This window comes from Sphingomonas leidyi, assembly GCF_011761945.1.
Lineage (GTDB): Bacteria > Pseudomonadota > Alphaproteobacteria > Sphingomonadales > Sphingomonadaceae > Sphingomonas > Sphingomonas leidyi.
In genome coordinates this window covers 1-25,924 of record NZ_JAASQV010000006.1, presented here as the reverse complement: position 1 = coordinate 25,924, position 25,924 = coordinate 1, and the positions used below count along the sequence as shown (strand labels likewise).

At 66.3% G+C, this 25,924-nt stretch carries 25 protein-coding genes and 1 pseudogene; 7 read left to right on the top strand and 19 right to left on the bottom strand.

Annotated elements, in window-relative coordinates; all coding sequences use genetic code 11:
* Nucleotides 1-31 precede the first annotated feature (31 nt).
* The 18 genes and pseudogenes from FHR20_RS20450 to FHR20_RS20365 form a co-directional block, all read right to left on the bottom strand.
* A complete protein-coding gene (locus FHR20_RS20450) occupies nucleotides 32-1,273 on the bottom strand; it encodes an MFS transporter (RefSeq protein ID WP_015449261.1) in 1,242 nt (413 codons plus the stop codon).
* Entirely contained in the window at nucleotides 1,267-2,253 is a 987-nt protein-coding gene (locus FHR20_RS20445) for a copper resistance protein B (RefSeq protein WP_015449262.1), read from the bottom strand. Before FHR20_RS20445 ends, FHR20_RS20450 begins: the two co-directional genes overlap by 7 nt.
* A complete protein-coding gene (locus tag FHR20_RS20440; protein ID WP_015449263.1) occupies nucleotides 2,250-3,956 on the bottom strand; it encodes a copper resistance system multicopper oxidase in 1,707 nt (568 codons plus the stop codon). Before FHR20_RS20440 ends, FHR20_RS20445 begins: the two co-directional genes overlap by 4 nt.
* A gap of 25 nt (nucleotides 3,957-3,981) precedes the next feature.
* Nucleotides 3,982-5,007 carry an alcohol dehydrogenase AdhP gene (adhP, locus tag FHR20_RS20435; RefSeq protein ID WP_004212676.1) on the bottom strand — a complete coding sequence of 342 codons (1,026 nt, stop codon included), beginning with the start codon at nucleotides 5,005-5,007 and terminating at the stop codon, nucleotides 3,982-3,984.
* A 26-nt stretch (nucleotides 5,008-5,033) separates the two neighbouring features.
* Nucleotides 5,034-6,554 carry an aldehyde dehydrogenase family protein gene (locus FHR20_RS20430; protein WP_037447974.1) on the bottom strand — a complete coding sequence of 507 codons (1,521 nt, stop codon included), beginning with the start codon at nucleotides 6,552-6,554 and terminating at the stop codon, nucleotides 5,034-5,036.
* A 252-nt stretch (nucleotides 6,555-6,806) separates the two neighbouring features.
* Nucleotides 6,807-7,135, bottom strand: a pseudogene (locus FHR20_RS23255) (hypothetical protein).
* A 147-nt stretch (nucleotides 7,136-7,282) separates the two neighbouring features.
* Nucleotides 7,283-7,684: a hypothetical protein gene (locus FHR20_RS22735; protein ID WP_015449265.1), complete on the bottom strand. Its 402-nt coding sequence runs from the start codon at nucleotides 7,682-7,684 to the stop codon at nucleotides 7,283-7,285.
* A 318-nt stretch (nucleotides 7,685-8,002) separates the two neighbouring features.
* Nucleotides 8,003-8,293, bottom strand: a complete 291-nt coding sequence (locus FHR20_RS20415; protein ID WP_007406388.1) for a hypothetical protein — start codon at nucleotides 8,291-8,293, stop codon at nucleotides 8,003-8,005.
* 228 nt (nucleotides 8,294-8,521) lie between these two features.
* Entirely contained in the window at nucleotides 8,522-9,823 is a 1,302-nt protein-coding gene (locus FHR20_RS20410; RefSeq protein ID WP_438830636.1) for a glycoside hydrolase family 130 protein, read from the bottom strand.
* Between the two features lie 254 nt (nucleotides 9,824-10,077).
* The gene (locus FHR20_RS20405; RefSeq protein WP_015449267.1) at nucleotides 10,078-10,518 is read right to left on the bottom strand and encodes a four-helix bundle copper-binding protein; all 441 of its coding nucleotides are present in this window, start codon (nucleotides 10,516-10,518) and stop codon (nucleotides 10,078-10,080) included.
* A gap of 14 nt (nucleotides 10,519-10,532) precedes the next feature.
* A complete protein-coding gene (locus FHR20_RS20400) occupies nucleotides 10,533-10,976 on the bottom strand; it encodes a DUF1622 domain-containing protein (protein WP_007406411.1) in 444 nt (147 codons plus the stop codon).
* Nucleotides 10,963-11,685: a hypothetical protein gene (locus FHR20_RS20395; RefSeq protein ID WP_007406380.1), complete on the bottom strand. Its 723-nt coding sequence runs from the start codon at nucleotides 11,683-11,685 to the stop codon at nucleotides 10,963-10,965. The genes FHR20_RS20400 and FHR20_RS20395 overlap by 14 nt, the downstream gene beginning before the upstream one ends.
* Nucleotides 11,682-12,410 (bottom strand): hypothetical protein, encoded by a 729-nt coding sequence (locus tag FHR20_RS20390; RefSeq protein ID WP_126001929.1) that lies wholly within the window; start codon nucleotides 12,408-12,410, stop codon nucleotides 11,682-11,684. The genes FHR20_RS20395 and FHR20_RS20390 overlap by 4 nt, the downstream gene beginning before the upstream one ends.
* Nucleotides 12,410-14,320, bottom strand: coding sequence for a 2Fe-2S iron-sulfur cluster-binding protein (locus tag FHR20_RS20385; protein ID WP_030089529.1), 1,911 nt, complete (start codon nucleotides 14,318-14,320; stop codon nucleotides 12,410-12,412). The genes FHR20_RS20390 and FHR20_RS20385 overlap by 1 nt, the downstream gene beginning before the upstream one ends.
* 23 nt (nucleotides 14,321-14,343) lie before the next feature.
* A complete protein-coding gene (locus FHR20_RS20380; protein ID WP_007406382.1) occupies nucleotides 14,344-14,664 on the bottom strand; it encodes a hypothetical protein in 321 nt (106 codons plus the stop codon).
* Nucleotides 14,665-14,723: 59 nt separating this feature from the next.
* Nucleotides 14,724-14,945 carry a hypothetical protein gene (locus FHR20_RS20375; RefSeq protein ID WP_007406426.1) on the bottom strand — a complete coding sequence of 74 codons (222 nt, stop codon included), beginning with the start codon at nucleotides 14,943-14,945 and terminating at the stop codon, nucleotides 14,724-14,726.
* Entirely contained in the window at nucleotides 14,942-15,421 is a 480-nt protein-coding gene (locus FHR20_RS20370; protein ID WP_007406417.1) for a heavy metal-responsive transcriptional regulator, read from the bottom strand. Before FHR20_RS20370 ends, FHR20_RS20375 begins: the two co-directional genes overlap by 4 nt.
* Before the next feature lie 140 nt (nucleotides 15,422-15,561).
* Nucleotides 15,562-15,900 carry a hypothetical protein gene (locus FHR20_RS20365; protein WP_007406371.1) on the bottom strand — a complete coding sequence of 113 codons (339 nt, stop codon included), beginning with the start codon at nucleotides 15,898-15,900 and terminating at the stop codon, nucleotides 15,562-15,564.
* A 261-nt stretch (nucleotides 15,901-16,161) separates the two neighbouring features.
* Here FHR20_RS20365 and FHR20_RS20360 point away from each other — a divergent pair, with 261 nt between their 5' ends.
* The 7 genes from FHR20_RS20360 (at nucleotide 16,162) to FHR20_RS20330 (ending at nucleotide 24,757) form a co-directional block, all read left to right on the top strand.
* Complete coding sequence (locus FHR20_RS20360; protein ID WP_007406428.1) at nucleotides 16,162-16,524, top strand: hypothetical protein; 363 nt, start codon at nucleotides 16,162-16,164, stop codon at nucleotides 16,522-16,524.
* A 77-nt stretch (nucleotides 16,525-16,601) separates the two neighbouring features.
* Entirely contained in the window at nucleotides 16,602-16,859 is a 258-nt protein-coding gene (locus FHR20_RS20355) for a hypothetical protein (protein WP_007683334.1), read from the top strand.
* 63 nt (nucleotides 16,860-16,922) lie between these two features.
* Nucleotides 16,923-18,185 (top strand): TolC family protein, encoded by a 1,263-nt coding sequence (locus FHR20_RS20350; protein ID WP_013039107.1) that lies wholly within the window; start codon nucleotides 16,923-16,925, stop codon nucleotides 18,183-18,185.
* Nucleotides 18,182-19,672 (top strand): efflux RND transporter periplasmic adaptor subunit, encoded by a 1,491-nt coding sequence (locus tag FHR20_RS20345; RefSeq protein WP_007406384.1) that lies wholly within the window; start codon nucleotides 18,182-18,184, stop codon nucleotides 19,670-19,672. Before FHR20_RS20350 ends, FHR20_RS20345 begins: the two co-directional genes overlap by 4 nt.
* The gene (locus FHR20_RS20340) at nucleotides 19,669-22,812 is read left to right on the top strand and encodes an efflux RND transporter permease subunit (RefSeq protein ID WP_007406408.1); all 3,144 of its coding nucleotides are present in this window, start codon (nucleotides 19,669-19,671) and stop codon (nucleotides 22,810-22,812) included. The genes FHR20_RS20345 and FHR20_RS20340 overlap by 4 nt, the downstream gene beginning before the upstream one ends.
* The gene (locus FHR20_RS20335) at nucleotides 22,809-23,213 is read left to right on the top strand and encodes a copper-binding protein (RefSeq protein ID WP_007406376.1); all 405 of its coding nucleotides are present in this window, start codon (nucleotides 22,809-22,811) and stop codon (nucleotides 23,211-23,213) included. Before FHR20_RS20340 ends, FHR20_RS20335 begins: the two co-directional genes overlap by 4 nt.
* Before the next feature lie 281 nt (nucleotides 23,214-23,494).
* Complete coding sequence (locus FHR20_RS20330) at nucleotides 23,495-24,757, top strand: hypothetical protein (RefSeq protein ID WP_007683327.1); 1,263 nt, start codon at nucleotides 23,495-23,497, stop codon at nucleotides 24,755-24,757.
* 121 nt (nucleotides 24,758-24,878) lie between these two features.
* Here FHR20_RS20330 and FHR20_RS20325 read toward each other — a convergent pair.
* Nucleotides 24,879-25,924: integrase (locus FHR20_RS20325; protein WP_243857689.1), on the bottom strand; the 1,046-nt coding region annotated here is incomplete at its 5' end.

Below are 25,924 nucleotides of genomic sequence, written 5' to 3'. Positions count from 1 at the left end.
ATCTATACGCATTGATGCCCCCTACCCCTCATCACGCTGAAGATTTCACGATGGCGCGCGGCCTCCAGGCGAGCGGCAAGGACACAAGCAGCGCCAGCGACAGACCACCAATCCCCCACAAGACTAAGTGCTGCGCCCCGGGAGCGACGACGGCGATCGCCAGCGGCGCGAGCGCCTGCCCGATGCTGGCGGCGGAATGCTGGAGACCGAGCTTCAGACCCGAAGGGGCTGCCGCACCGCTGATCCAGAAGCTGGTGACCAATCGAAGGGTTGCCGAGCTCCAGCCGGCAGCAACGATGATCCCACTGAGTTCGGCCATGCTCGCGGCGACAGGGAACAGGAAGAGCGCCGCAGCCAGCAGGCCGAGCGTCAGCCCCGCAAGCCGCCTCGGCATGGTCACCAGCCAATCGAGCCTCGCATGGAAGATCTGTGCTGCCAGCATGCCCAATCCGCAGAGACTGAGCATCCAGGCGATCTCTTCGCGGCTCAGCGAAATGACGCTCCGCGTCACCAGGAGATTGACATGCATCGCCGCCAGCCCGCCGCCCGCGACGATCGTGACGAAAAGCAGGATCAGCGTCGCGCCGAGCGTCGGCGCGGGCAGGTCTCCGCCATCGATGCAAGGTGCACACCAGCGCGGCAGACGCACGGCGCAAAGCGCCGCCCCGACGGCACCGATGCCGAAAGCGAGGATCATGAGGGGAGCGCGGGGCAGGATCGCGGCCGAGACCTCCGCCACCAGCGGACCGGCGAGATCGCCCAGAAACAAGAAGGCGGTCAGCCAGGTGAAGCGCCGCGCCTGGTCCGCGCGCTCGTTTGCGGCAAAGCTCGCGCAGAGCAAGCCCAACGGTATGATGGCGGCCGACGCCATCCCCGCCACCAGGCGCAATGCATAAAGCTCAGGCAGCCCGACGAGGCCGATCGGCGCGGTCACCAGGGCGAGGATGACCAGCGCTGCGCGCAACATCGCCCGATAGTCGACCCGGTCCGCGATCCAGCCCCAGAGCGGCGCCGCCAGCAAGGCTGCCAGGGGATGGACCGCGGTCAGGCTCGCGACATGAAAATCATGAGCGCTTGACGATAGCGCGCCACGAGCCGGGTCGACCAGTGCCGGAAGGAAGGCGAGAATGGCCGTCTGTCCCGCCGACGCCGCAGCCGCCGCGAGCAACAAGACGAAAAAGGAGGCCGGCCAGCGACCGTTGGCTTGCGATCCAGCCTTGTCACGCGGCGCGTTCGCGGTCGACCCCTCGAGTGGCCATCCGCGGATCACCACCAGGCGCGCAAGCCGATCACCAGCCTGTGTTCGGAAGGCCCTTCCCCGCGCAGGCGACGGAAATCGGCCGTGCCGTCAAATGCGCGCTCCCAGACGAAGCCGATATAGGGCGCGAACTTGCGCGACACCTCGTAGCGCAACCGTCCGCTCAGCTCGACATTGCTGAAGCCGCTGCCGAGCTGCCGATCGCTCGACCGCTTCGAATAGATATTGGTCTCCACCTGCGGCGTAAGGATCAACCGATTGGTGAACAAGACCTCATAGGACGCCTTGGCGCGCGCCGCGAGACGCCCATCGGTTCCTACATAGCCGGTGAGCTGGACGTCGAACCAATAGGGCGCCAGTCCCTCGACGCCGGCGGCCAGCCAGGTGGTCGCACCCTTGCCGAGATCCTGCCTGACCCCGAGCAGCGTGCCCCAGAACGGGTTCTTGCTGTGCCACCACAGCGCCTCGACGCTGCTCTCCGGATCGAGACGTTGGTCGCGGGAGTTCTTGAGCCCCTGGCTGCGCAGCCAGAGCTTGTCATTGTCCTGACCCTTGGTGACGAGCACGGTCCAGCCCACGCCCTGACCCTCGTTGCCGCTGGTGAACTCAAGCTCATCGACAAGTATCTTGGGGATTGAGAGCTTGTCGGCCATCTCATAGCCCGGCAGCGTCGAGTTGCGGTAGCCGTCGGCATAATCGTCCGAGTTGCGCGCGTCCGGCGGGGCCTGGCCGCCCTGCATCGAGCCCATGTCCATCGTGGCGCCGTTACCGGACGCCTTCGTGTCGGTCATATCCATGCCCGGCATGTCCATGCCCGCATGGTCCTGAGAGCCTTGCGCGGAAGGGGTGTGCTGAGCGGGAGTGGCCGTTTGGGCAGGGGTGGCGGCGGGCGACGGGGGCGAGGCATCCTGCGCGAGGGCGGGAGCCGTGATCGCCGGCGCCAGGAAGAGGGCAGCGCCAAGAGCGATGCCGCGCGAGGGGAAAATCCGGATCATGCGACCACCACCTCCCGGAACATGCCGGCCGCCATGTGATAGAGCAGATGGCAGTGGAAGGCCCATCGGCCCATGGCGTCGGCGGTGACGCGGAAGCTCACCCGCTGGGCGGGCTGGACCACGACCGTATGCTTGCGGACCTGGAAGGCGCCGTCCGGGCCTTCGACATCGCTCCACATGCCGTGCAGATGCATCGGATGCGCCATCATCGTGTCGTTGACGAAGGTGACGCGCAGCCGCTCGTTTGGCTTGAAATGAAGCGGCCTGGAATCGTTGAGCTTGATGCCGTCGAGCGACCAGATGAACCGTTCCATATTGCCCGTCAGATGCAGCTCGATGTCGCGCTCGGGCTCGCGCGGGTCGGGATCGCCGCCCGGCGTGCGCAGATCGGCCAGCGTCAGCACGCGCCAGCCGCGCCCGCGCAGCCCGGCGCCGGGATCGTCGAGATTGGTGCGCGGATAGTCGACGCGCATGTCGGTATTGGCGCCATATTCGGTGCGGGCGTGCCGTGCCCTGGCCGGCATCTCGGTCATGCCGTGCCCGGCATGCGCGTCGCCTCCCATTGCGCCCATCGTCGCCATCGCGCCCATCATGTCGACCGGCTCGAGCCAGGTCCGGGCATCGAGCGGCGGCACGGCTGCCGCCATGCCCGGGGCCGGTGCGATCGTGCCACGCGCATAGCCGCTCCGATCGATCGCCTGCGCGAAGATGGTGCGGGCGCCGCCCTCGGGCATGGTGAACTCGACGTCGTAGGTCTCGCCCGGGCCGATCCGGAATTCCTCGACCGTGACCGGCTCGACCGGCTGCCCGTCGGTCGATACGACCGTCAGCTCGACCCCGGGGATCCGCACGTCGAAGAACGTCGCCGTCCCCGCGCCGACGAAGCGCAGGCGCACGCGCTCGCCGGGCGCGGCGATACCGGTCCAGTTGCCGGCGGGCGGCGCGCCGTTCATCAGATAGGTGTAGGTCGCGGCAGAGACATCGCTGTAGTCGGTCGGGTTCATCCGCGAGCTGTTCCACATCCGCCGCCGCTCGAGCGCCTTGCCCAAGCCCATGGTGCCGACATCCTTGAGGAAATCGCCGGCGGTCGGCTGCGCAAAATTATAGTAGCTGCTCTGCTTCTTGAGATTGAGGAAGATCTGCAGCGGCGGCTCGTCCGACCAGTCGCTGAGCACGATGCAATAGTCGCGATCGGGCGCCCGCGCCGTCGGCACCTGTTTTGGCTCCACGATGATCGCTCCATAGAGTCCCGTCTGCTCGGCGAGCGTGTGAGCGTGATACCAGTAGGTTCCGCTCTGGCGGACCTCGAAGCGATAGGTGAAGGTCTCGCCCGGCGCGATGCCGGCAAAGCTGATGCCGGGCACGCCGTCCATCTCCGCCGGCACGATGATGCCGTGCCAATGGATGCTCGACATCTCCTTGAGGCCGTTGCGTACGCGCAGCGTGACCGTGTCGCCTTCGCGCAGGCGCAGGACCGGCGCGGGCACGCTGCCGTTCACGGCGGTCGCGATACGGCGTTTGCCGGTGAAGTTGACCGGCAGCTCGGCGATCTCGAGGTCGAACTCGGTCCCGCTCAGCTCAGCGGGCAAGGTTGGTGCGGATCGCGCGAGAAGCGCCGGGGCGAAACCGGCGACCGCGCCGCCGATCGCCAGCCCCTGGACGAAACGGCGCCGCGCGATCGGCCGGATATGTAAGGGAGACATGAACTGTACTTTCGCGAAGTCGGCTTCAGGCGAGGTCGAGGACGATCCGGCCCTCGATGTCGCCATGATGCATGCGGGAGAAGACGTCGTTGATGTTCTCCAGCTTGTCTGCATGGACCGTGGCCTTGACCTTGCCCTCGCCGGCGAACGCCAGTGCCTCGAGCAGATCGAGCCGCGTGCCGACGATCGAGCCGCGCACGGTAATGCCGTTCAGCACGGTGTCGAAGATCGACAACGGGAAGTCGCCCGGCGGCAGGCCGTTGAGCGCGACCGTGCCGCCGCGCCGGACCATGCCGAGCGCCTGCTGGAACGCCTTGGGCGAAACGGCGGTCACCAGCGCCCCGTGCGCGCCGCCAATGGCTTTCTTGAGCGCTGCCGAAGGGTCCTCGTTGCGCGCGTTGACCGTCAGTGTGGCGCCAAGGCGTGTAGCGAGGTCGAGCTTGCTATCGTCGATGTCGACCGCGGCCACATTGAGACCCATGGCTCGGGCATATTGCACCGCCATGTGGCCGAGCCCGCCAATGCCGGAGACGACCACCCACTCGCCGGGTCGGGCCTCGGTGGCCTTCAATCCCTTGTAGACGGTGACGCCCGCGCAGAGGATCGGCGCAATGTCGAGGAAGTCGACATTGTCGGGAAGGTGACCAACATAGTTGGGATCGGCGAGGACATATTCGGCAAAGCTGCCATTGACCGAATAGCCGGTGTTCTGCTGTTCGTGGCAAAGCGTCTCCCAGCCACCCAGGCAATGCACGCAGTGCCCGCAGGCGGTGTAGAGCCAGGGCACACCGACCCGGTCGCCTTCCTTCACATGGGTGACGCCGGCACCAACGGCGGCGACATGCCCGACGCCCTCATGGCCAGGAATGAAGGGCGGGTTGGGCTTGACCGGCCAGTCCCCTTCTGCCGCGTGCAGGTCGGTATGGCACACGCCGGTTGCCGCAATCTTGACCAGGACCTGCCCGGGGCCGACCGTCGGGATCGGCGCGTCCTCGATGACCAGGGGCTTGCCAAATTCGCGGACGACCGCCGCCTTCATGGTTTTCGCCATGTCCGTTTCTCCTTTTAAGCGGGGGGTCAGAATAGGCCGAGCGCGTGCTCGTCATAGGAGACGAGCAGATTCTTGGTCTGCTGATAATGATCGAGCATCATCCGGTGGTTTTCACGCCCGAAGCCCGATGCCTTGTATCCGCCGAAGGCGGCATGGGCGGGGTACTGATGATAGCAGTTGGTCCAGACCCGCCCGGCCTCGATCGCGCGGCCGAGCCGGTAGGCGGTGTTGCCGCTCCGGGTCCAGACGCCCGCGCCAAGACCGTAGGCGGTGTCATTGGCAAGTGCGATCGCCTCCTCGACCGTCTTGAACGTGGTGACCGACAGGACGGGACCGAAGATCTCCTCCTGGAAGATGCGCATGTGGTTCTGACCCACGAACACGGTCGGCTGCACGAAATAGCCCTGGTCGAGCGCACCGCCCGGCAGCGCCCTGGCGCCACCGACCAGACACTGCGCGCCCTCGGCCTTGCCGATATCGATATAGCCCAGGATCTTGTGGAGCTGGTCCTCCGACGCCTGCGCGCCGACCTGGACCGACGGGTCGAGCGGATCGCCCTGGCGGATCGCGGCGACGCGCGCCACGGCGCGCTCGATGAAGCGGTCGAAGATCGACTCATGGATCAGGGCGCGCGACGGGCAGGTACAGACCTCGCCCTTGTTGAAGGCGAACAAAGTAAAGCCTTCGAGCGCCTTGTCGAAGAAGGCATCGTCCTCGTCGAGCACGTCCGCCATGAAGATGTTGGGCGACTTGCCGCCAAGCTCCATCGTCTGGGGGATCAGATGGTCCGCCGCGGCGTGCATGATCTGCTTGCCGGTGACGGTCTCGCCGGTGAACGAGACCTTGGCGATGCGCGGATTGGCGGCGATCGCCTGGCCAACGGTCCGTCCCGGGCCGGTAACGACATTGAGCACGCCGGGCGGCAGGATGTCGGCGGTGAGCTCGGCGAACATCAGCAAGGTGAGCGGCGTCTGGGATGCGGGTTTGATGACGGTGCAGTTGCCCGCCGCCAGCGCCGGGGCGATCTTCCACGCCGCCATCAGCAGCGGGAAGTTCCACGGGATGATCTGGCCGACGACGCCGAGCGGCTCGCGGAAATGATAGGCCATGGTGTCCGCATCGATCGTCGAGATGCCGCCTTCCTCCGCCCGGATGCAGCCGGCGAAGTAGCGGAAATGGTCGATCGCGAGCGGCACGTCGGCAGCGCGCGTCTCGCGGATCGGCTTGCCATTGTCGATCGTCTCGGCAAGTGCCAGCAACTCCAGATTGTCTTCGAGCCGGTCGGCGACGCGATTGAGAATCCTGGCGCGTTCGGCGGGCGCGATCCTTGCCCATTGATCCTTGGCGGCGTGCGCCGCATCGAGCGCGCGCTCGACATCTTCCGGCGTCGACAGCGCGAACTCTGCGATCTGGGCGCCATTGATCGGGCTCGTGTCGGCGAAATACTCGCCGCCCGCAGGAGCGCTCCAGCGGCCTCCGATGAAATTATCATAGCGGTGTCGGAAGGAGGCCGCCGCGTTAATGGTCCCGATCGCCTTCTCGAACATAACCTGACTCCATCTCTATCGATGGCCTGACGGAGTAATCTCTTTGCCCGGGTGGCCTATAAGTAAGTTCCGCAGAAGGTAGTCTGGTATCGGGGTCGCGGGCTTGAGGGTCAGACACGCCAACAGAGCCGATGACTATTCATCGACTCCTGAACGTATTCGCGCACGCCTGATCGGAATTATGCCGAGACAGGCGTTACTCGGCCGAGTCTTCTTTTGGCGAGGGCGGCGCTTGGCATTCCAATTCTGGCGTTACGCCCGGACGCGCTTTAGGCTCACCCAATCGCCTTTCTGAAGCGTCCCGTCCCTCACGCGGAAATGAGCATAATGGTCGTCGAAAATCTGGTCGACTTCGACATGACCGACAAGACGGCGGTGGCGCGGCGTTGCGTGATAGACTTCGAGTATCTGCCCGATGTGCGCGCCATCGGCCTTACCCAGGCAGGCCACTGTGCCGCCCGCATCCATACGGACGATCTTGCCGCGCATGAACAAGCTATGGCCGATACCCTGTGCGAGGAGCGGCGTGCTGCCAAAGAGCAGAAGCCAACAGCAGCACCGACGCCAAGATGTTTTCGCATCGCTGTTTCCTCTGTCAAGTCAGACGCTCGGACCCGGTTTTGAAAGCTGGGAGCACGGGGCGACGCTGGGCATCGTCAAAGAACTGGCCCGCCGCGGGGGAACGGCGGGCCCTCAGCCCCTGGGGTCTGTTCTCGGGGCTGGAAACCTCACATGTCGCTCATCGGCTTGTCGGCCATGGGCTTGGCGGTCTTCTTCTTCGCCGCCGGCTTGGCCTTCTTCATCGGCATCTTGCAGCAGCCACTCTTCGCCTTACCGGCCATGCCCGAGCCGTTCGATGCAGGCGAGCCGCCGGACATGCCGGCCATCCCCGACATGCCCTGTTGATCCTGCTGGGCCGGTTGCCCCTGCTGCTTCTGCGCGCCGGCCTGATGATCCTTCATCATCTGATCGTGCATCTGCTGCCCGCCATGATCCATGCCCTGCTGGTGGGCATGGGCCGGCGCAGCCTGCGCGGGCGCGGGCGTCGACTGGGCGAGAGCGGTGCCGGCGGCGAAGGTTAGCGTCGCGAAGAGGCTGACGGGCGCCGCGAGAAATGTCGTCTGTCGCATTGAGGGTCTCCGAGTGTTCTTCCTGTTGCCCGATCGACGTTCCGATCCCGGCAATTCCGAAGCTTCAATGCTGCTAGCGAGACGCTGTCTGTATACGTAAGTTACGAATCGAAATCCGATCGGCCGTGTGCCTGCTGGAGCAGGCGCGTAAAATGATGATCCGGGATCGATCAAAAATGTGACCCGGCCTGGTTTTCTCGTCCTGAGACCGGCCAGAAAAGCGATTGGCCCGCCGTGGGAACGGCGGACCAAGGCTTCGGTTGAAAGCGGCCATGATCTTGTCCGTCAACCTTGTCGTCTGATGGAATGATGGCAGGGTCAGCAACCACCGTCCGACCTGTGTGACATGCCGGAGGCGCCGTCCTGGTCCTGCGAATCCCGCATCGCCATTCGATGGCCCTGCATCATCTGGCCGTGCATCTGCTCCTTACCGTGAGCCATGCCCTGCATGTGGGCAGGATCGGGCTGGGCAGGCGCCGGCCTGGCCTTGAGGGTCTCCTCAAGATCGGGCATGCCCGGCGGCATCCCGTCCGCCAGCACCGGTCCGGCACTGACGGCGAGGAAGCCGAGAGCTGCGAGCGAAGCGATCATTGCCGTCTTCTTGCGCAAGTATCCATTCCTTCAAGTCTGGGTTTCCCGTTCGATCGAGCATATGCCCGGTCGATTGTCGCCCCTTCCGGAGCTTGCCCGTGAAATGGTGTCACCTTCCGCCTTGCTGTATACGTAATGTGCGAAGTCCGTCTCTGAGATGGCCATAAATTATCGCACTGGCATCGTTGTTGTGCCGATGTGTAACTATGGTTCGGACTCGAGAGCAGGACAGGTCGGCAACAGTGACTAATCCATGGCGGCCAGCAGACGCTCGAGAGGAATAGTGGCAAAAGTGGTGAAGCTGTCAGCAATGGCATAAGGCAGTACCAGCACCCGATTATGTACCATCGCGCCGCAGCTGTAGGCTACGTTTGGCACATAACCTTCGCGCTCATCCATGTCCGACCGCAAAAGCGGTAGCTTCGTCCGCGCCAGCAGCTTCGAGGGATCGTCACGGTCCAGCAGGCACGCCCCGATGCAATAGTTCCGAACGGCGCCGACTCCATGAGTTACGACCAGCCAGCCTTCGTCGATCTCGATCGGCGATCCGCAATTACCGATCTGGACAAACTCCCAAGGCCAGCGAGGTTCGATGGCTTTCGCTCCGCCACTCCAGTCGTGAATGTCCGCGGACGTCAGGAACCAGATATTTTCGTTATCCTCGCGCCCAAGCATGGCAAAGTGCCCGGCAATGCGTCGGGGGAAAAGCGCCATGCCCTTGCTACCGGTGGCATCCCCACGCAGCGGTCTGAGTTCGAATGTCCGGAAGTCCGGCGTGGACAACAACTCCTGCCGGACGGACTGGCCGCTAAATGCCGTATATGTACCGAAATAGGTGGCTCGGCCATCGTCGTCCAGGAAGCGGACCAAGCGAAGGTCTTCGATGCCACCACGCTGGCTGGGGGTTGTCGGAAAGATCACGATCTCCGAGAGATCGTGGCTGCCATCGCACTTGATCCGAATGCCCGCGTCCGGCCCGTCCTCGCCGGAGATGTTTTCAGTCTCCAGCACGAGCGGCATGGGGCTCGGAGGATTGATTGCTATGGTTCCGTCCGCGGCGCAAAACCCGGTGCGAAAGGTGACGGAGGAGATATGCCCCTCGCCCACGCCTCGCAGGGAAAGAATGAATCGGAGAGAGTTTTCAGGTACAGCAGACTGATCAGGATGCAGGACGATGCTCGGATTGAAAAGCGCTGCTGCCTCATAGGAATATTCGTTGCAAAAATGGGCACCGATCAAGAGCGCCTGTTCATGGGTGACCTCGCAATCACAGACGATGATGCCATCAACCTCGTGGAACCGCCGCAAAAACAGGGACGGAACCTCACGATGCCTTCCCGAGAAATCATCAAGAATGCGTTGCAACTCATCGTGGAGCGATGCTGGGTCGAGCGCCAGGACGCGGTCGGCGATGCGCTGCGCACGTGGCTGATCCGGTACCGCATATTTATAGGTTTCCGTCGACGGCATATAGGGTCTGATCACTACCCTTGCTGGATTGGGGCGGAGCAATTCGGGTAGCCGGTTGACAAATTCGGCGGTTGACACTGACTTCTCCAATACAGATCGACCGTGGAGCGTTCACGCAATCGTAAAGATGGTGCTCGGCATTACCCGACTATCGGGTGGCGGCACGGAAGGCTCCGGCGATGGCGGGTGCGATGATTTCCGCCGTTGCCGGATACTCGGACTTTGTGCCACGTGCCATGATCGCTGTCCTGGCGTAGTTGTCGGACACACAAGCTGTGACCGGGGGCTCTGGCCTGAACGTGACTATGTGGGGCACGTGCGAAGCGCGCCGCTCAGCTCGACATGTCCGCCATCGTTCGGCAGCTCGCCGCGCATTTCTTGCAGGTGGCCGAGCAACGCGCGATCCGCTGGTCCGCGCTATGGCGTCCGCATTCCTCGGCGCAGCGCTCGCAAGCGTCGGCGCAGGCGCGGCAGACGATGCGGTGCAGGGCAGATTCCCGCAGCATCGAGTTGGCGGTCGCCTGGCACAGTTCCGCACAGTCGTTCAGCATGGCGATCAGCGACGCCGTAGCTGACGCGCCGCCTTGCTTCGTCAGCCAAGCGGCGGTTTCCAGGCACATGCGGTGCGAAGCCACGCAATCGTCGATGCAGTCCGTCATCGACATCGCCATCCCTTCCATTCGATGCTGCTGCGCCGCCGCCGGCACAGCCAGCGTTCCGGCGGCGGCAAGGCCGGCGCCGGCCATCAGCAATTCGCGTCTCTCGATCATCATGCACCTCCCATCTGCTATCCCTTGAGCGCTGTGCCGCATCCGGCGGCCTCAGCCGTCGCAGGCGACCCATCCGACGCCGCACGCGCCTTCTCCCGCGCCATCCGGGTTTCCTCCCAGGGCCAGTGGCCGTTGATCTCGACCCCGAGCGAGATGCTCAGGAAGGTCCGCACCAGCACCAGCCCGGCCAGAACGATGAGATCGTCGAGCGTTGGGTTGATCACCAGCGACTTGACGATGTCGCCGGCGACCAGAAATTCCAGGCCGAGCAGGATGCTGCGGCCGAGCGCCGAGCGGAACGCGCTATAGGCCTCGGTTCGGTCGCCCGCCCTCGCCCGCCGCGCAAACAGAAAGGTTGCGAGCCCCGCGCCGACCAGGATGGTCAGCGTGCCCGCCAGTTCCAGGCCGATCACCGCGAGCCGGAAGAAGGCGCTCAGCCAGTCGGCCTCAATGGTGATCATACCAGCCTCGCTTGCGGATATTGTTGAAGCTGTCGGTGGCGTGACAGGCATAGCATTGGTCGACGCGCGCCTTCGATCCGGCTGCGCGCTGCGAGACCATGCTGAAATGCTCCATGAAGTGACTCGGCGGCGCCTTGTGGCACTCGGCGCACTGCGTCGAATTGACCGATGGATGGCGGTAATTGGCGATCTTCCAGCTGTCGGTCTTGTGGCAGCTCGCGCAGTCGGTGCCGAACAGGCCCTGGTGCGGATCGCGGAACGCATGGCAGCTCGCGCAATTGAGCGCGGTCTCGGGGGTCAGGCTTCGAGTGTTTGTCGACATGCCCGCCAAAGGCTGCCGCCACTTCGCCATGTCGAGCAACGCGGCGTGATCCATGCGGATGATGCCGCGCTCTCCCTCATGTTCGACGTGGCAGGAGGTGCACTGCGTCGCTTTCGCGTGGAACTGCGTCGACTGCTTCGTCCCGAAATCGGTGCCCGCATGGCAGGTGAGACAGGTCCGGGTTTCGACGCCCTTGCCCGGCGTGTGGCAGGCCGTGCATTGGCCGGCAAAGGACTGGTGCGCGCTCGAGAGCGGGCCGGGCGAGACGAGCTGCGCCACCAGGCCGGCATCCCTCGGCGCGTCCGATCGCATCCGGATCGCGACCGCGGCGACCATCACCAGCAGGGCTGCGATGAAGACGGCGTAGGAAAGACGCTGCCAGCTCATAGCCAGCGCAGCCCGTAATAGATCGCCGCGCCGACGTGGAGCGCGAGCAGCGCGAAGATGAGACAGCCCAGCAGGATGTGCAGGAACCGCCACCGCGCGAACAGGGTGTTGGTTGCCTCTTCGGCACGGATCGCGAATTCGGTATCGGCCAGCGCTGCGGCGATCCCCGCCTTGTCCTGGGGGCGCTGGCCCGCGGACGCATCCCCGGCGACGAACAGATAGCGCTTCCAGCCCGACAGCGGCGGGGCTGCGGTATCGGCCTGCGTCGGCGCCGCCGGCTCCTCGAGGAAGGCGGCGCGAAGCGAGGCCAGTTCTGACCTGCGTCCGCGCAGCGCCCGACCAAGCTGGGCAAGCAGGTAGCGGCCGATGAAGCCGGTGATGACCGTCATCAGCAGGAGGACGGTCAGAAGCAGGCCGACCGGGCTTTCGAGCTTGTGCGCGGCGTGGACCAGACCCAGGATCGGCGCCAGCACGCCGGCATAGACGTGGATGGCGAGCAGGGTTGGCTTGCTGACGACCCGGGAGAGCGCCTTGTCGACCCAGGCGATGTGCTTGGCCGCGACATAAGGAAGCGTCAGCAGCATCAGCACGAGCGCTGCGATCCCGATGATCCCGCCGGCCAGGCTACCCGGAAAGCGGGGCGACACATGCACGAGATAGCCGAACGGGAACAGCAGCAGGAACGCGACCAGCAGGCCCACGGCAATGTCGCTGCGTTCGCGCATCAGGCTTCGACCACGAGCGGCGTGCCCGTCCCCTTCGCCTGGCACGCGAGCACATAGCCTTGCGCCTTGTCGGCGGGCGCAAGGCCGGATTCGACCTCCATCGTCACTTCGCCCTGCAGCAGCTTGACCACGCAGGCGCCGCATGTGCCCGCACGGCATGCATAGGGGATCTCGACGCCCGCGCCCTCGGCCGCCTCCAGCACGGTCTCGTCCGCGGGCAAGGCCGCCGACACCCCCGACACGGAGAAGGTCACCGTGCTCGGCGCCACCTCGGCGCTCGGGGCCGGCTTATCCGCTGGCGGGGGCGCGGGCTTGACCTCGAGATCCTCGTGGTCGGCCGGCAGCGAGGCCGGACCGAACGCCTCGGTGTGCAGCTGCGCTTCGGGGACGCCGAGTTCCGCCAGCACGCCGCGCATCGCGCCCATCATCGCCGGCGGGCCGCACATATGGATGCGCCGGCTCGCGATCTCCGGCACCGCGGCCAGGATCATCTCGCGCGTGATCGGCCCTTCGGGGCCCATCCAGACGGTGCCGGGCGCGCGCTGCATCGCGGCGACGACATGGAGGTTGGGAAAACGGCGTTCGAGCCGCTCGAGCTCGTCGCGGAACACGAATTCCTCGGTCGACCGTGCGCCGTAGAAGAAGAAGATATCACCCTTCCACGCGGTGTCGGTGAGATAGCGCAGCACCGACATCATCGGGGTGATGCCGACCCCGCCCGCGATCAGCACGATGCTCTGGGCATCCGTTCCCGTGAAGGTGAAGGCGCCGAACGGTCCGCTGACCTTCAGCAGATCGTCGGCGACGACCTTGTCGTGCAGGTATCGCGAGACCACGCCCTGCTCCTCGCGCTTGACCGTCAGTTCGACATAGGCCCGCTGGGTCGGCGAAGAGGCGATCGTGTAGGAACGGCGCGCGGTCTTGCCCGCTTCGGGCTCTACCTCGACCTGCAGGAACTGGCCCGGCAGGAAGTCGAACGGCAGCCGGTCGGCGGTCGGGTCCGCGAGCCGGAAGGTCAGCACGCTCGGCGTCTCTCGCACGATCTGGACCACGCGCAGCTGCCCCGCCCAGCTTTTGGGCTTGCGCAGCGACGCCCCAGCGGGTGCGGCCGCATTGCTCGGCGCGAGCCCGGCGCTGTCGGCAACGGGTGCAGGCGCGGGCGCAACCCTGGTAGCGGGAGGGGCAGCCTTCGGCTCCGGCTTTGCTGGAACCTTGGCGGTGGCGACACCGCCGGCGATCGCCCCGATCCGCCGCAGGCGGAAGATCTGCAGCGCGATAAGCGTGGCGCTCACCAGCCCCAGGAACAGCATGAGAAGGAGGTGCGAGGGCGAGATGCCGAACCAGTGATCGGCATGGCCGGGCGCGGCCTGGTCGATGTCGAGCTGATCGCGCAGCCAGGCAAGCCCGACCTCCCGGGGCGGCTGCAAGCCCCCGATCGCGCCCTGCGCGGCGGTGCCGGAGCGGAACAGGTCGGTTCCCTCGCGCAGGCGCCGCGCCGCATCGAGCCGGGCCGAGACCGTGGTCGCACGCGCGCCGTCGGCCGAGGCGGCGTTGATCATCGCCAGACCCGTGCTTACCCGTTCGCCGGCCTGCGCAGCGACCCGCTGCCTTGCCGCTTCGTCAAGCGCGGGAAAGGCGAGCAGCTGCGAGATGAAGCCGGTCCGGCGCGATTCGTGGCCGTGCTCATTCTCCCCTTCCCCATTGATCATGCGATCCATCATGGGGTTCATCATCTTCGCCATGTCCGACGACCCCGGCTCTGCCGGTGCGGACATGCCCCCGCCGGCCGGCATGCCTGCGCCATGATGCGCGGCATGATCCTCGCCCTCCTGCGCGCCCGCGCTCGCGGACAGGCTGAGAGCGATTGCGCAGCCGAGGCTCAAGCGTCGAAGGCTGATCCGCCTGGACATCCTCATCCCCTTAGTGTGCGAGCCTACATATCCTTCATCGGCATCGCCGCATTGCCCGGCGCGGGATCGGGTGCCGGCGCGGTCTGGTTGCCGGCCCCGGCGCGCATCGCGTCATGGTCCATCGCCTGACGGTGATGCCGCTCCATCTCGGCCTGGTTGCTCATCGCGTCCATCGGCGCCGCGTCTGCAGCGTTGCCGCTGTCGGTCAGGACCGGGGTGGCGGCGACGCTGTTCGCCGCGGGCGGCACCGTCTGGTCGGCCTGGCGGTCGCAGCCCGAAAGCGCGAGCGCCAGCAACAGGCTTCCGCCGACAAGTGGAAGGGCTTTCTTCGCATGGTCGATCATGGCTTTGCTCCTTGGCTTGAAAACTGTGTCCGGGCGCCATCCCTGGCGTCCGGACCGGCTCATTGCGCGCTGCGCAGAATCCGGAGACACCGGTCGTGCGAGAGGTTCATCGGGTTGCGCCCCTGCCCCTTCATCTCGCCATGATCATGCGGCGTCTGGAGACCCATATTGCCCTCCATCGCCCGGCAACTCTCGACCTGCGCCGAGGTCGGCCGCGTGGTCACACAGGCGCCTAGAAGCAGCGCCGGCGTGAGGACGGCGATCAAACGCATTTTCTTCATGACAAAACCCCTTTCGCTCGTGGTGATCGTTCGTCCTGCGCTGCCTGATGTTTCTTGTTATGCTGCTGGTCTTTCCGCCGCGCCGTCAGGAAGGCGAGGATCGGGCAATCGGAGACCGGCACTTCGCCCGGGCATTCGTCGGCGAGCATCCGCAGCATGTCGCGGATATCCGACAGGCGCTCGAGCCGGGCTTCGGCGTCCGCGATCTTGGCAAGCGTGATATCGAGCACGGCCTGGGCATGCGCGGTGTCCGACGCCCTGAGCGCCAGCAGCTGCCGGGCCTGTTCGAGTGTGAAACCAAGCTCCTGCGCCGAGCGGATGAAATTGACGCGCTCGAGGTCGGTCGCGTCGTAGAGCCTGTAGCCCGCTGCCGTGCGCGCGGGCTCGCGCAGCAGGCCCATCCGCTCATAATAGCGGATCGTATCCCGCCCCACGCCTGCGGCCGCGGCCAGTTCGCCGATCTTGAAATTGCCCATGTCATCCGCTCGATCATGCCGGTTGGACCATGGTCCAGGGTCAAGCGGTTTCGCTTTGACCCCGAACGGTCTCCTCGTCGCCGGCGGCCCGCTGCCCCGACGCGTCGCAGGGCAGCCCGTGCCGCCGGGCCACCGGCTTGTCAGTTCTTGCGAAGCTCGACGATGTCGTGCCTGGCAGGCGTGCCGTCGGCGACGGACACGTGCGCGAAGTGATCGTCAAAGATATGGTCGATCGTCACATGGCCGACGAGCTGGCGGTGATAGGTCGGCGCCACGCCCTTGGACGGACCCGGATGGGTCACGACGCGATAGACCTCGAGCTTCTGGCCGACCTCGGCGCCATCGGCCTTGCCGATGCAGACGACCGTGCCGTTGCTGCCCGTGTCGACGATCGAGCCGCGCATGAACAGGCTGTGCCCGATGCCCTGGGCCATAGCGGGGACGGCAGCAAGCATCGAAATGCCGGCAAGCGCGACCATGAGAGTTTTTCTGACCATATTCACCTCCTTGGATGGTAAGCCACCGCCCGGACTTTGCCGAGGGGAAGAGCGTCTCTTCAGGCTTGGGACTACGGTCCCGGGTCCAGCCTCGATATACGTAGAGGCCGCAGCCGATCTTCTTCCCCGGGCCGGATCTTTATTGACGCGGAGTTGACGGAATCAGCCGTCAGCACTTCAAAATCCGCGCGGCGCGAGACTTTGGTTGGCTGCGCCCGCGAAACCCGCTAGATATCGAGGCCCGTGAAACGCCTGCTCGCCCTCCTGCTCGTCATCGGAGCGCTGTCCGGTCTCTTCGGAGCCCAGATGGCGGCCGCGCACAGCGTGCCGCAGGCGGCAGGCGCGCCGCTGGCCAAGGGCATGGATGCGGACTGCATGGCGATGATGGCCAAGCAGCAGCCTGCGCCCAGCGAAAAGCCCTGCAAGGGCCTGACGCTCGATTGCATCGCCGCGATGGGGTGCGTGATCCCGCTGGTCGCAGCGGACCTGGCAGGCGGCGTTGCGCCTGCGCGTCTCTACGACGCGCCCAGCTTCTGGACGACCGACACGATATTGACCGGCAAGGCGGTTGCGCCCGAGCCGGATCCTCCCACCAGCCTTGCCTGATTGAACGAGCACGGGCTGCGCGCATCGATCGATGCGTGCGCGCCCGGTTTCCTTCTTTTCAGTCAAAGGTTTTCGTGATGATCAAACTGCTTCCGGCCGCCCTTGTGGCGGCCCTCAGTCTCGCCGCGCCTGCGCTTGCAACCGACGCGAGCCGCACGCCGCAAGGCCATTGGGAATGGCGGTCGGCGCCGCAATATGGTCCGCGGGCGACTGGCCCTGCGCGTGTCCGCATATGGGTGCCCGACAGCCGGGACATGGCCAGCTGCGATTGCGCGATGATGCAGGCAAGCGCCGCCGACTGCATGCGCGGCGCAGTCAGGTCGGACAAGGGCTAAACCCGCTCCGGAGCGGCGCGTCACATCTTGGCGCGCCGCATCTGTCATGAGGGGATGATATCCATGATCATGATGCCGAGGCGCGCTGTGCGACGCCTGTTGCTCTCTATCGGTGCGACGCTTGCGAGCGCCTGGGCCGTGCCGGTGTCGGCCGGCCCGCTCACCTACGAGCAGGCCGTGAGGCTCGCTGCCGCCAACGCGCCAAGCCTCAAGGCGCGCGCGGCGGCGACAGCCGGCGCCCGCTCTTCGGCGGTCGCGGCCGATCGCCTGCCCGATCCGACGCTCGACCTGGGCCTGCAGAACTTCCCGGTGAGCGGCCCCAATGCCGGCAGCTTCACGCGCGACGATTTCACTATGGCGACGATCGGGTTCAGCCAGACCTTCCCCAATCTCGCCAAGCGCCATGCACGCGCCGCGCGCGCCGCGGCCGATATCGGTATCGCCGAGGCGGGCGAGCTGGTCGAAGGCCGCAACGTGCGGCTCGAGACCGCCCTCGCCTGGGTCGATCTCTATTATGGAGAACGCCGGCTCCGGCAGCTCGACCTGCTCGATGCCAGCCTCGACGACCTGCAGAAGACCGTGACCGCACGCCTGGCGTCGGGCAGCGCGCGCCCGAGCCAGGCGCTCGAGCCCGACCAGCTCCGCGCCGCCATCGCCGATCGCCGCGCCGAGATGGCTGCGGTGGTGGCGCAGGCGCGGGCCCGGCTCGCGCGCTATACCGGCGACCCCGACCCGCAGGCGACGGGCGACCCGCCGATGCTCGATGTCGATCCGATCCGGCTACGGGCCGGGATCGATGCGCTTCCCGCCCTGCGCGCGCAGGACGCGCGGATCGCAGTCGCCGAAGCGGACGTGCGTCTCGCGCGCGCCGACAAGCGCCCCGACTGGAAGGTCGGCGTCACCTATGGCCGGCGCGATCCCATGTACGGCGACATGGCCTCGGTCGGCGTGTCGATCGACCTGCCGCTGTTCGCCGGCAAGCGCCAGAACCCCAGGATCGCTGCAAGCGAGAGCCTTGCGCAAGGGGGTCGGTTCGACCGCGAGGCGATCCGCCGCGAGCTGGTGGCGCAGCTCGACGCCGATCTCGCAGACCATGCCATGCATCTCTCCCGGTTGCGCAATGCCCGCGAGACGCTGGTGCCACTCGCCAGGCACCGCGCCGAGCTCGACCGCGACAGCTATGGCGCCGGCAAGCTCGACCTTGGCGCCGCGCTGCTCACGACGCTCGGGCTCGCGGAGGCCGAGGTCGAGGCGCTCAACCGCGAAGCCGACGTCGCGCGCGACGCGGTCCGCATCACTATCACCTATGGGGAGGAGCGGCCATGACGCTCGATAAATCCGCGCTGCGCTGGGGCGCATCGATCCTGGCTGTCGCGCTGCTGGCCGGCGGCACAGGCTATTGGGCTGGCCATCGCCAGGCACCGCAATCGGAGGCGACCACGCCCGCCGGGGCAGGCAAAGTCCTTTACTGGTACGATCCGATGTTCCCCAACCAGAAGTTCGACAAGCCCGGCAAGTCGCCCTTCATGGATATGCAGCTCGTGCCGCGATACGCGGACGGAGGAAGCGCCGGCGCGGCCCCCACGGTCGCCGTCGATCCCGCCGCGCGGCAGAGCCTGGGATTGCGGGTCGTCGCGGCGAAGATGGGCAGCCTTGCCTCGGCCCTCGAGGTCACCGGCACGATCGACTTCAACCAGCGCGACGTCGCCGTCATCCAGGCGCGTTCGGGCGGGTTCGTGAGCCGCGTCTATGCGCGAGCGCCCGGGGACGTGGTCCGCGCCGGCGCGCCGATCGCGGACCTGCTCCTGCCCGAATGGGGCGGCGCGCAGACCGAATATCTGAGCGTCAGGCGGCTCGGCAAGCCCGACCTCACCGCGGCCGCGCGCCAGCGACTGCGGCTGATGGGCATGTCCGACGGCCTCATCGCCAGCGTCGAGCGGAGCGGACGCCCGAACGGCGTGGTGACGATCACGACGCCGATCTCGGGCACGATCCAGACGCTCGACGCCCGTGCCGGCGTGACGCTCGCCATGGGCCAGACGCTCGCCCAGGTAAGCGGGCTCGGCACCGTCTGGCTCAATGCCGCGGTGCCCGAAGCGCGCGCGGGCGATGTCCGGGTCGGCCAGAATGCCAGCACCACGCTGGCGGGCTTCCCCGGCGAGCGCTTCGCCGGCCGGGTGATCGCGATCCTGCCGACCACGCAGGCCGACAGCCGCACGCTCACCGTGCGGATCGAGCTGCCCAACCGGGACGGCCGGTTGCGGCCGGGCATGTTCGCCAGCGTCGCGCTTGGCGGCGATGCCAAGCCGGCGCTGCTGGTGCCGAGCGAAGCGGTGATCCGCACGGGCAGGCGCACGCTCGTCATGCTGGCCGCAGGCGACGGGCGCTATCATCCCGCCGAGGTCCGCATCGGCCGCGAGGCAGGCGGCGAGACCGAGATCCTTGCCGGCCTGTCGCCCGGCGAGAACGTCGTCGTCTCGGGGCAGTTCCTGATCGATTCCGAGGCGAGCCTGTCGGGAATCGAGGCGCGGCCGATCGGCGGCGGTGCGGCATCGGCGACCATCGCCGCGCCGGCGTCGAAAGCCACGCTGTACGAGACGACGGGCAAGATCGAGCGGATCACGGCCAATTCGGTGACGCTCAGCCACGAGCCCGTTCCCGCGCTCGACTGGCCGGCGATGACGATGACCTTCGCGCTCGCCAATCCGGGCATCGCGCGCGGCTTCAAGGCGGGTGACCGGGTCCGGTTCGGGTTCGACCGGCCCCCGGCGGGACCGACGCTGCGGCATATGGCGAAGGTGGCGGGCCAGTGATCGCCCATCTCATCCGCTGGTCGGTGAGGAACCGCTTCTTCGTCGTGCTCGGCATGCTCGCGCTGGTCGGCGCGGGCCTGTGGGCGGTGCGCTCGACCCCGATCGACGCGCTGCCCGATCTTTCCGACGTGCAGGTCGTGATCCGCACTTCCTATCCGGGTCAGGCGCCGCAGATCGTCGAGAACCAGATCACCTATCCGCTCACCACCACCATGCTGTCGGTGCCCGGCGCCAAGACGGTGCGCGGCTATAGCTTCTTCGGCGACAGCTTCGTCTATGTGATCTTCGAGGACGGCACCGATCTCTACTGGGCGCGCAGCCGCGTGCTCGAATATCTCAACCAGGTCCAGGGTCGGTTGCCGGCCAGCGCCCGCAGCGCGCTCGGGCCGGACGCGACCGGGGTCGGCTGGGTCTATGAATATGCGCTGGTCGACCGCACCGGCCGGCACGATCTCTCGCAGCTTCGCGGGTTGCAGGACTGGTTCCTGCGCTACGAGCTGAAGACCGTGACCGGCGTGGCCGAAGTCGCCAGCATCGGCGGCATGGTCAAGCAGTACCAGGTGCTGCTCGATCCGGTGAAGCTCGCGGCCTACGGCGTAACCCACGCCCAGGCAGTGCAGGCGATCAGCCAAGCCAATCAGGAAGCCGGCGGCTCGGTGCTGGAAATGGCCGAGGCCGAATATATGGTCCGCGCCTCGGGCTATCTGAAAACGCTCGACGATTTCCGGGCAATCCCGCTCAAGACTGCGGCGGGCGGCGTGCCCGTCCGGCTCGGCGATGTCGCCACGATCCAGGTCGGCCCCGAGATGCGGCGCGGCATCGCCGAACTGAACGGCGAAGGCGAGGTCGCCGGCGGCGTCGTTATTCTTCGGTCAGGCAAGAACGCCCGTGAGACCATCGCGGCGGTCAAGGACAAGCTCGCCGATCTCAGGAAAAGCCTGCCGCCGGGCGTCGAGGTGGTCACGGTCTATGACCGCTCGCAGCTGATCGATCGCGCGGTCGAGAACCTCACCCGCAAGCTGGTCGAGGAGTTCATCGTCGTCGCATTGGTCTGCGCCCTGTTCCTCTGGCACGTCCGCTCGGCGCTGGTCGCGATCCTGACCTTGCCGCTCGGTGTGCTGGCCGCGTTCGTCGTAATGCGGTTCCAGGGGGTGAACGCCAACATCATGTCGCTGGGCGGCATCGCCATCGCCATCGGCGCGATGGTGGATGCGGCGGTCGTCATGATCGAGAACGCCCACAAGAGGATCGAACGCTGGGAGCAGGATCACCCGGACAGACATCTCGATGGCGAGATGCGCTGGATCGTCGTCACCGAGGCGGCGGCCGAGGTCGGGCCGGCGCTGTTCTTCAGCCTGCTGATCATCACGCTGTCGTTCATTCCGGTCTTCACCCTGGAGGCGCAGGAAGGCCGGCTGTTCGCGCCGCTCGCCTTCACCAAGACCTATGCGATGGGCGCGGCCGCGATCCTGTCGGTGACCCTGGTGCCGATCCTGATGGGATGGCTGATCCGGGGCCGCATTCCGGCCGAGCAGGCCAATCCGGTCAATCGCTGGCTCACCAATATCTACCGGCCCGCGATCGACTGGACGATGAAGCGGCCCAAGGCAGTGCTGCTGATCGCGGCTCTGGTGTTCGCCACCACGGCCTGGCCGCTCAGCCGGCTCGGCGGCGAGTTCATGCCCAATCTCGACGAGGGCGACCTGCTCTACATGCCCTCGGCGCTGCCGGGCCTCTCGGCCGCCAAGGCGAGTGAGCTGCTCCAGCAGACCGACCGCCTGATCAAGACCGTGCCCGAAGTCGAAAGCGTGTTCGGCAAGGCCGGCCGCGCCGAGACCGCGACCGATCCCGCGCCGCTCGAAATGTTCGAGACGACAATCCAATTCAAGCCCCGCGACCAGTGGCGGTCGGGCATGACGCCCGAACGCCTTGTCGACGAGCTCGATCGCCGGGTGAAGCTTCCGGGTCTCGCCAATATCTGGGTGCCGCCGATCCGCAACCGCATCGACATGCTCGCGACGGGCATCAAGAGCCCGATCGGGGTCAAGGTGTCGGGCAGTGACCTCGCCGAGCTCGACCGCATCGCGCATGATGTCGAGACCGTGGCCAGGAGCGTGCCCGGCGTCAGCTCGGCGCTCGCCGAGCGGCTGACCGGCGGACGCTATGTCGATGTCGACATAGACCGCGCCGCCGCCGCGCGGTTCGGGCTCAACATCGCCGACGTCCAGGCCATCGTCTCCGGCGCGATCGGCGGCGAGACGATCGGCGAGACGGTCGAGGGCCTCGCCCGCTATCCGATCAGCGTGCGCTATCCGCGCGAATTGCGCGACAGCCTCGAAAGGCTGCGGGCGCTACCGATCCTGACGCCCGCGGGCCAGCAGATCACCTTGGGCACCGTGGCAAACGTCTCGATCGCCGAGGGACCGCCGATGCTCAAGACCGAGAATGCCCGGCCTTCGACCTGGGTCTACGTCGATGTGCGCGGGCGCGATCTTGCCTCGGTGGTCGGCGATCTGCAGCGTGCGGTGGCGAAACAGGTCAGGCTCTCGCCTGGGGTCAGCATCGCTTACTCTGGCCAGTTCGAATATCTCGAGCGCGCGGTCGACCGCTTGAAGCTGGTCGTGCCCGCGACGCTGCTGATCATCTTCGTGCTGCTCTACCTCATCTTCGGCCGCTTCGACGAGGCGGCGCTGATCATGGGGACGCTGCCGTTTGCGCTGACCGGCGGCATCTGGACGCTTTATCTGCTGGGGTTCAACCAGTCGATCGCCACCGGGGTCGGGTTCATCGCGCTCGCCGGCGTCTCCGCCGAGTTCGGGGTGGTGATGCTGATCTATCTCAAGAACGCGCTGGCCGAGCGCGGCGCACATCCGGACGCTGCCGAGGTCGAGGCCGCCGTGCGCGAAGGCGCGCTGCTGCGCGTCCGTCCCAAGGCGATGACGGTGGCGGTGATCCTGGCCGGCCTGCTGCCGATCCTGCTGGGATCAGGCGCGGGTTCGGAGGTCATGAGCCGGATTGCCGCGCCGATGATCGGCGGCATGCTGACCGCGCCCTTGCTCTCAATGTTCGTCCTGCCCGCCGCCTACCTGCTGTTGCGCCGGCCCAAGACCGATCCCATCCCTCAACCCGTTTCATCATGAAGGAGAAGACGATGAACCATGCACGACTGACCATTGCCCTCGGCCTCGCCGCCCTGACTGCCGCGTGCGGCAAGAAGGCGGAGGCCCCCGTTGCGACTGAGACCAACGAGGCGGCGCCCGCCGCGACCATGAGCGGCGACATGGGCAACATGTCGATGGCGCCTGACGCGAACGCCGCGATCAAGGCCAAGGGCCATGGCACCGTCACCGCGATCGACAAGGCGGCAGGCACGATCACGCTCGATCATGGTCCGATCCCGGAGGCCAAGTGGCCCGCGATGACGATGGCGTTCAAGGCCGCGCCGTCGATCACCGATGCGGTCAAGGTCGGCGACAAGGTCGATTTCGACCTCTCGCTCAAGGGCAGCGATGGCGAGGTCACCGCGATCGCAAAGCAGTGATCCGCTAAGTTCGACCGGAAAAAGCTGGTTGCGTCGCCGCTCCCGGGCGGCGACGCCCGTGCCGGCCGTCTGCCTGGCTGTGCGCCCGGTCGACGGTTGCGACCGGCAACGCCCAATGCCAGCGGCGTTTCCCTGCGCGATCACCGACAATTTGAGCACGCTTCGCGGATCGCACATTGAACGTGCAAGCCGCCCTTGCTCGCGATAGCCTGAACGGCAAGGAGCCCAGTTTAGATGACCCAGCCAGTATGACCTTGTTACCCGCGACACATCATGATCTCGTGAGCGAGCTTGTCCGTCGTTGGCGAGACGATCCCGGCGCCACCTATCGCTCCTGGTTTCTGTGGGACGAACGGCTGAAAAACTTCCGCTCCATCCGTCGCGGGCTGCAGCAGGTGGTCGCAGAAATCGAAAGTGGGCGGTTCGGCGTCGCCTATCGCGGCTCGTCACTGGAAACGGTTGTCCACTCGATCGCCGAACAGCGGCAGATCTTCAAGGGCGCCGACCATGCCTGGCTGTGGAAGCCCAAGCTGCGCATTCCAGACATCTACGAAAGCCCGGACAACCAGCGGGCGTTCGGTCGCCTGCTCGACAATTGCTCGTGCTGCGATACCGCCGAGGAGATCATCAGCCACATCCGCAGCATAGACGCGCTCAAGATCAAGGGGCTGGGGCCGGCGGCGGCCAACCTGCTCTATTTCCTTCACCCGACGCTGGTGCCGCCCTTCAATACCGCGATCGTCAAGGGCTACAATGCCGTCACCGGCGCCAAGGTGAAGCTCGGGTCATGGGATCATTTTCTCGCCATGCGCGCCGGCATCCTCGACCTCAACGACCGTTACCGCGAGTTGCTCTCCAACGATCTCGGCGCGATCGGCGGACTGTTGTTCGACATTGGCTCGGGCCGCTATCCCGCGCCACCGCTGGAGGATGACGCAACGGCGGCCGACGACTGGCTCGGCAGATTGGAACATGCCAGAGCGGAGGCAAGCCGGCTCGACAAGACAGCCGCCGCGCAGGGCGAAACCGATCGCACGCACGCCGAAATCCAGGCCTGGCTGCGCGACCTCGGCCATGCCCTCGGTTACGATGTGTGGATCGCCGCCAATGACCGCGGTCGACTTCACGCTGGCTGCCCGCTTGGACAGGGATGCCTCGAGCGCCTTCCAGACGCCATTGCGACCTCTCCCGGAGCGGACTCGATCCGCCTCATCGACGTGTTGTGGCTGGCGAAGGGTGGCGACGGCGTCGCCGCCGCGTTCGAGGTTGAACATTCGACCTCGATCTACTCGGGGATCGTGCGCATGCTCGATCTGGCGCTGTCGGGGAGCGATCTGCACGCTGCCGCCGGGCTATTCCTGGTCGCACCGAATGCGCGCGAGCAGGACGTTCGCGCGCAACTCCGTCGCCCGGCTTTCAGCCGTATTGCCGATCTCGACTTCGCCTATCTGCCCTATGGCGAGCTGGAGAGAAACAGGGACGCGATCGCTCGTTTTGGAACGGGATTGAAGGCCATCAAGGCGATCTCAAGCCCCCTTCCCTGAAACACGGACCATTGTGCCGCTGCTGGCAAGGGCCACCGGCCAGCTCCATAAGCTCATGCCGGTCCGATGAGGTTGCTTGGGGAGCGACGCCCTCCTGCAATCGAGTCGACCAGCGACCCCATCAGCCGATCTTCGCCATCAGCCTGCCCGCTGCGCCCTGCTCTGCAGCAAGGTTGCGATTATAGGCGAGTGGCATTCGCGGTGACTTCCACCGCAATGCATCCATGATCCCAGCCAGATCCTCTCCGCTCGCAAACAGATCCTGGTTCAGCCCGATCCGCGTCGAGTGCGCGCTGATGCCCTTGAGCAGCCGCGCCAGATCCTCGGCTGTGAGGTCGGGCAGAGCGCCACGATCGAACGCGCGCTGGATGATCGAGCGGAAGATCGGCCCGATCGAACCCGGGTGCAGCGCGACGGTGCCGATGTCATATTCGACCCGCGCCTTCACCGCAGGCCTGGGCAGCGTCTTGCGCAGATCCCAGGTCTCCCGCCCCGAGATGCTGTCGATCGGCCGACCGCGCACGGCGGCGCGCGCCTTGTAGCGCCGCACCTGCACCCGCCGGAACAGCGGCCCCGCCGTGATCCCGGCCGCTTCGGTCCAGGCCGCGATCGCCGACACGGTACGCGGGCTGAGATAGGCGGTTGCCCCCTCCCCGTCTTGATCGCCCTTGCTGCGCAGGATCTGCAGCAGCCGCGCCTCGGGATCGATCGCCTCTTCGATATGCTCGATGGCCACGGCTACCAACTCGGACGCACGCAGGCCGGTGTCATAGGCGGCAGACAGCAGCGCGCGATCGCGCAGCCCCGGCAGATCGTTTCCGCAGCTCTCGAGCAGCGACCGGACGTTGAGACCACGCGCCTTGTCGCGTTCCACGTCGCGCACCGGCCCCTTGAACCGCAGCGGCCTTGCCTGCTTCTGCGCTGCGCCCTTCTCACGGCGCACCGCTTGCAGCCGCAGCTTCACCAGCGGCGCGGGGGTTGGGTCCTTGAGTTCGAGCAACTGATGGATCTTGGCGATCGACGCCTTGTAGCGGGATAGCGAGGCTGGGCGGCTCCCCTTGCCTGCCCGCGAGTCGAGATAGTCGGCCACCGTCTCGGCCGTCGCCGGCAGTGCAATCCGGTTGTTGCGCCTACACCACGCATCGAACGCCTCGACGTCGGACTTGA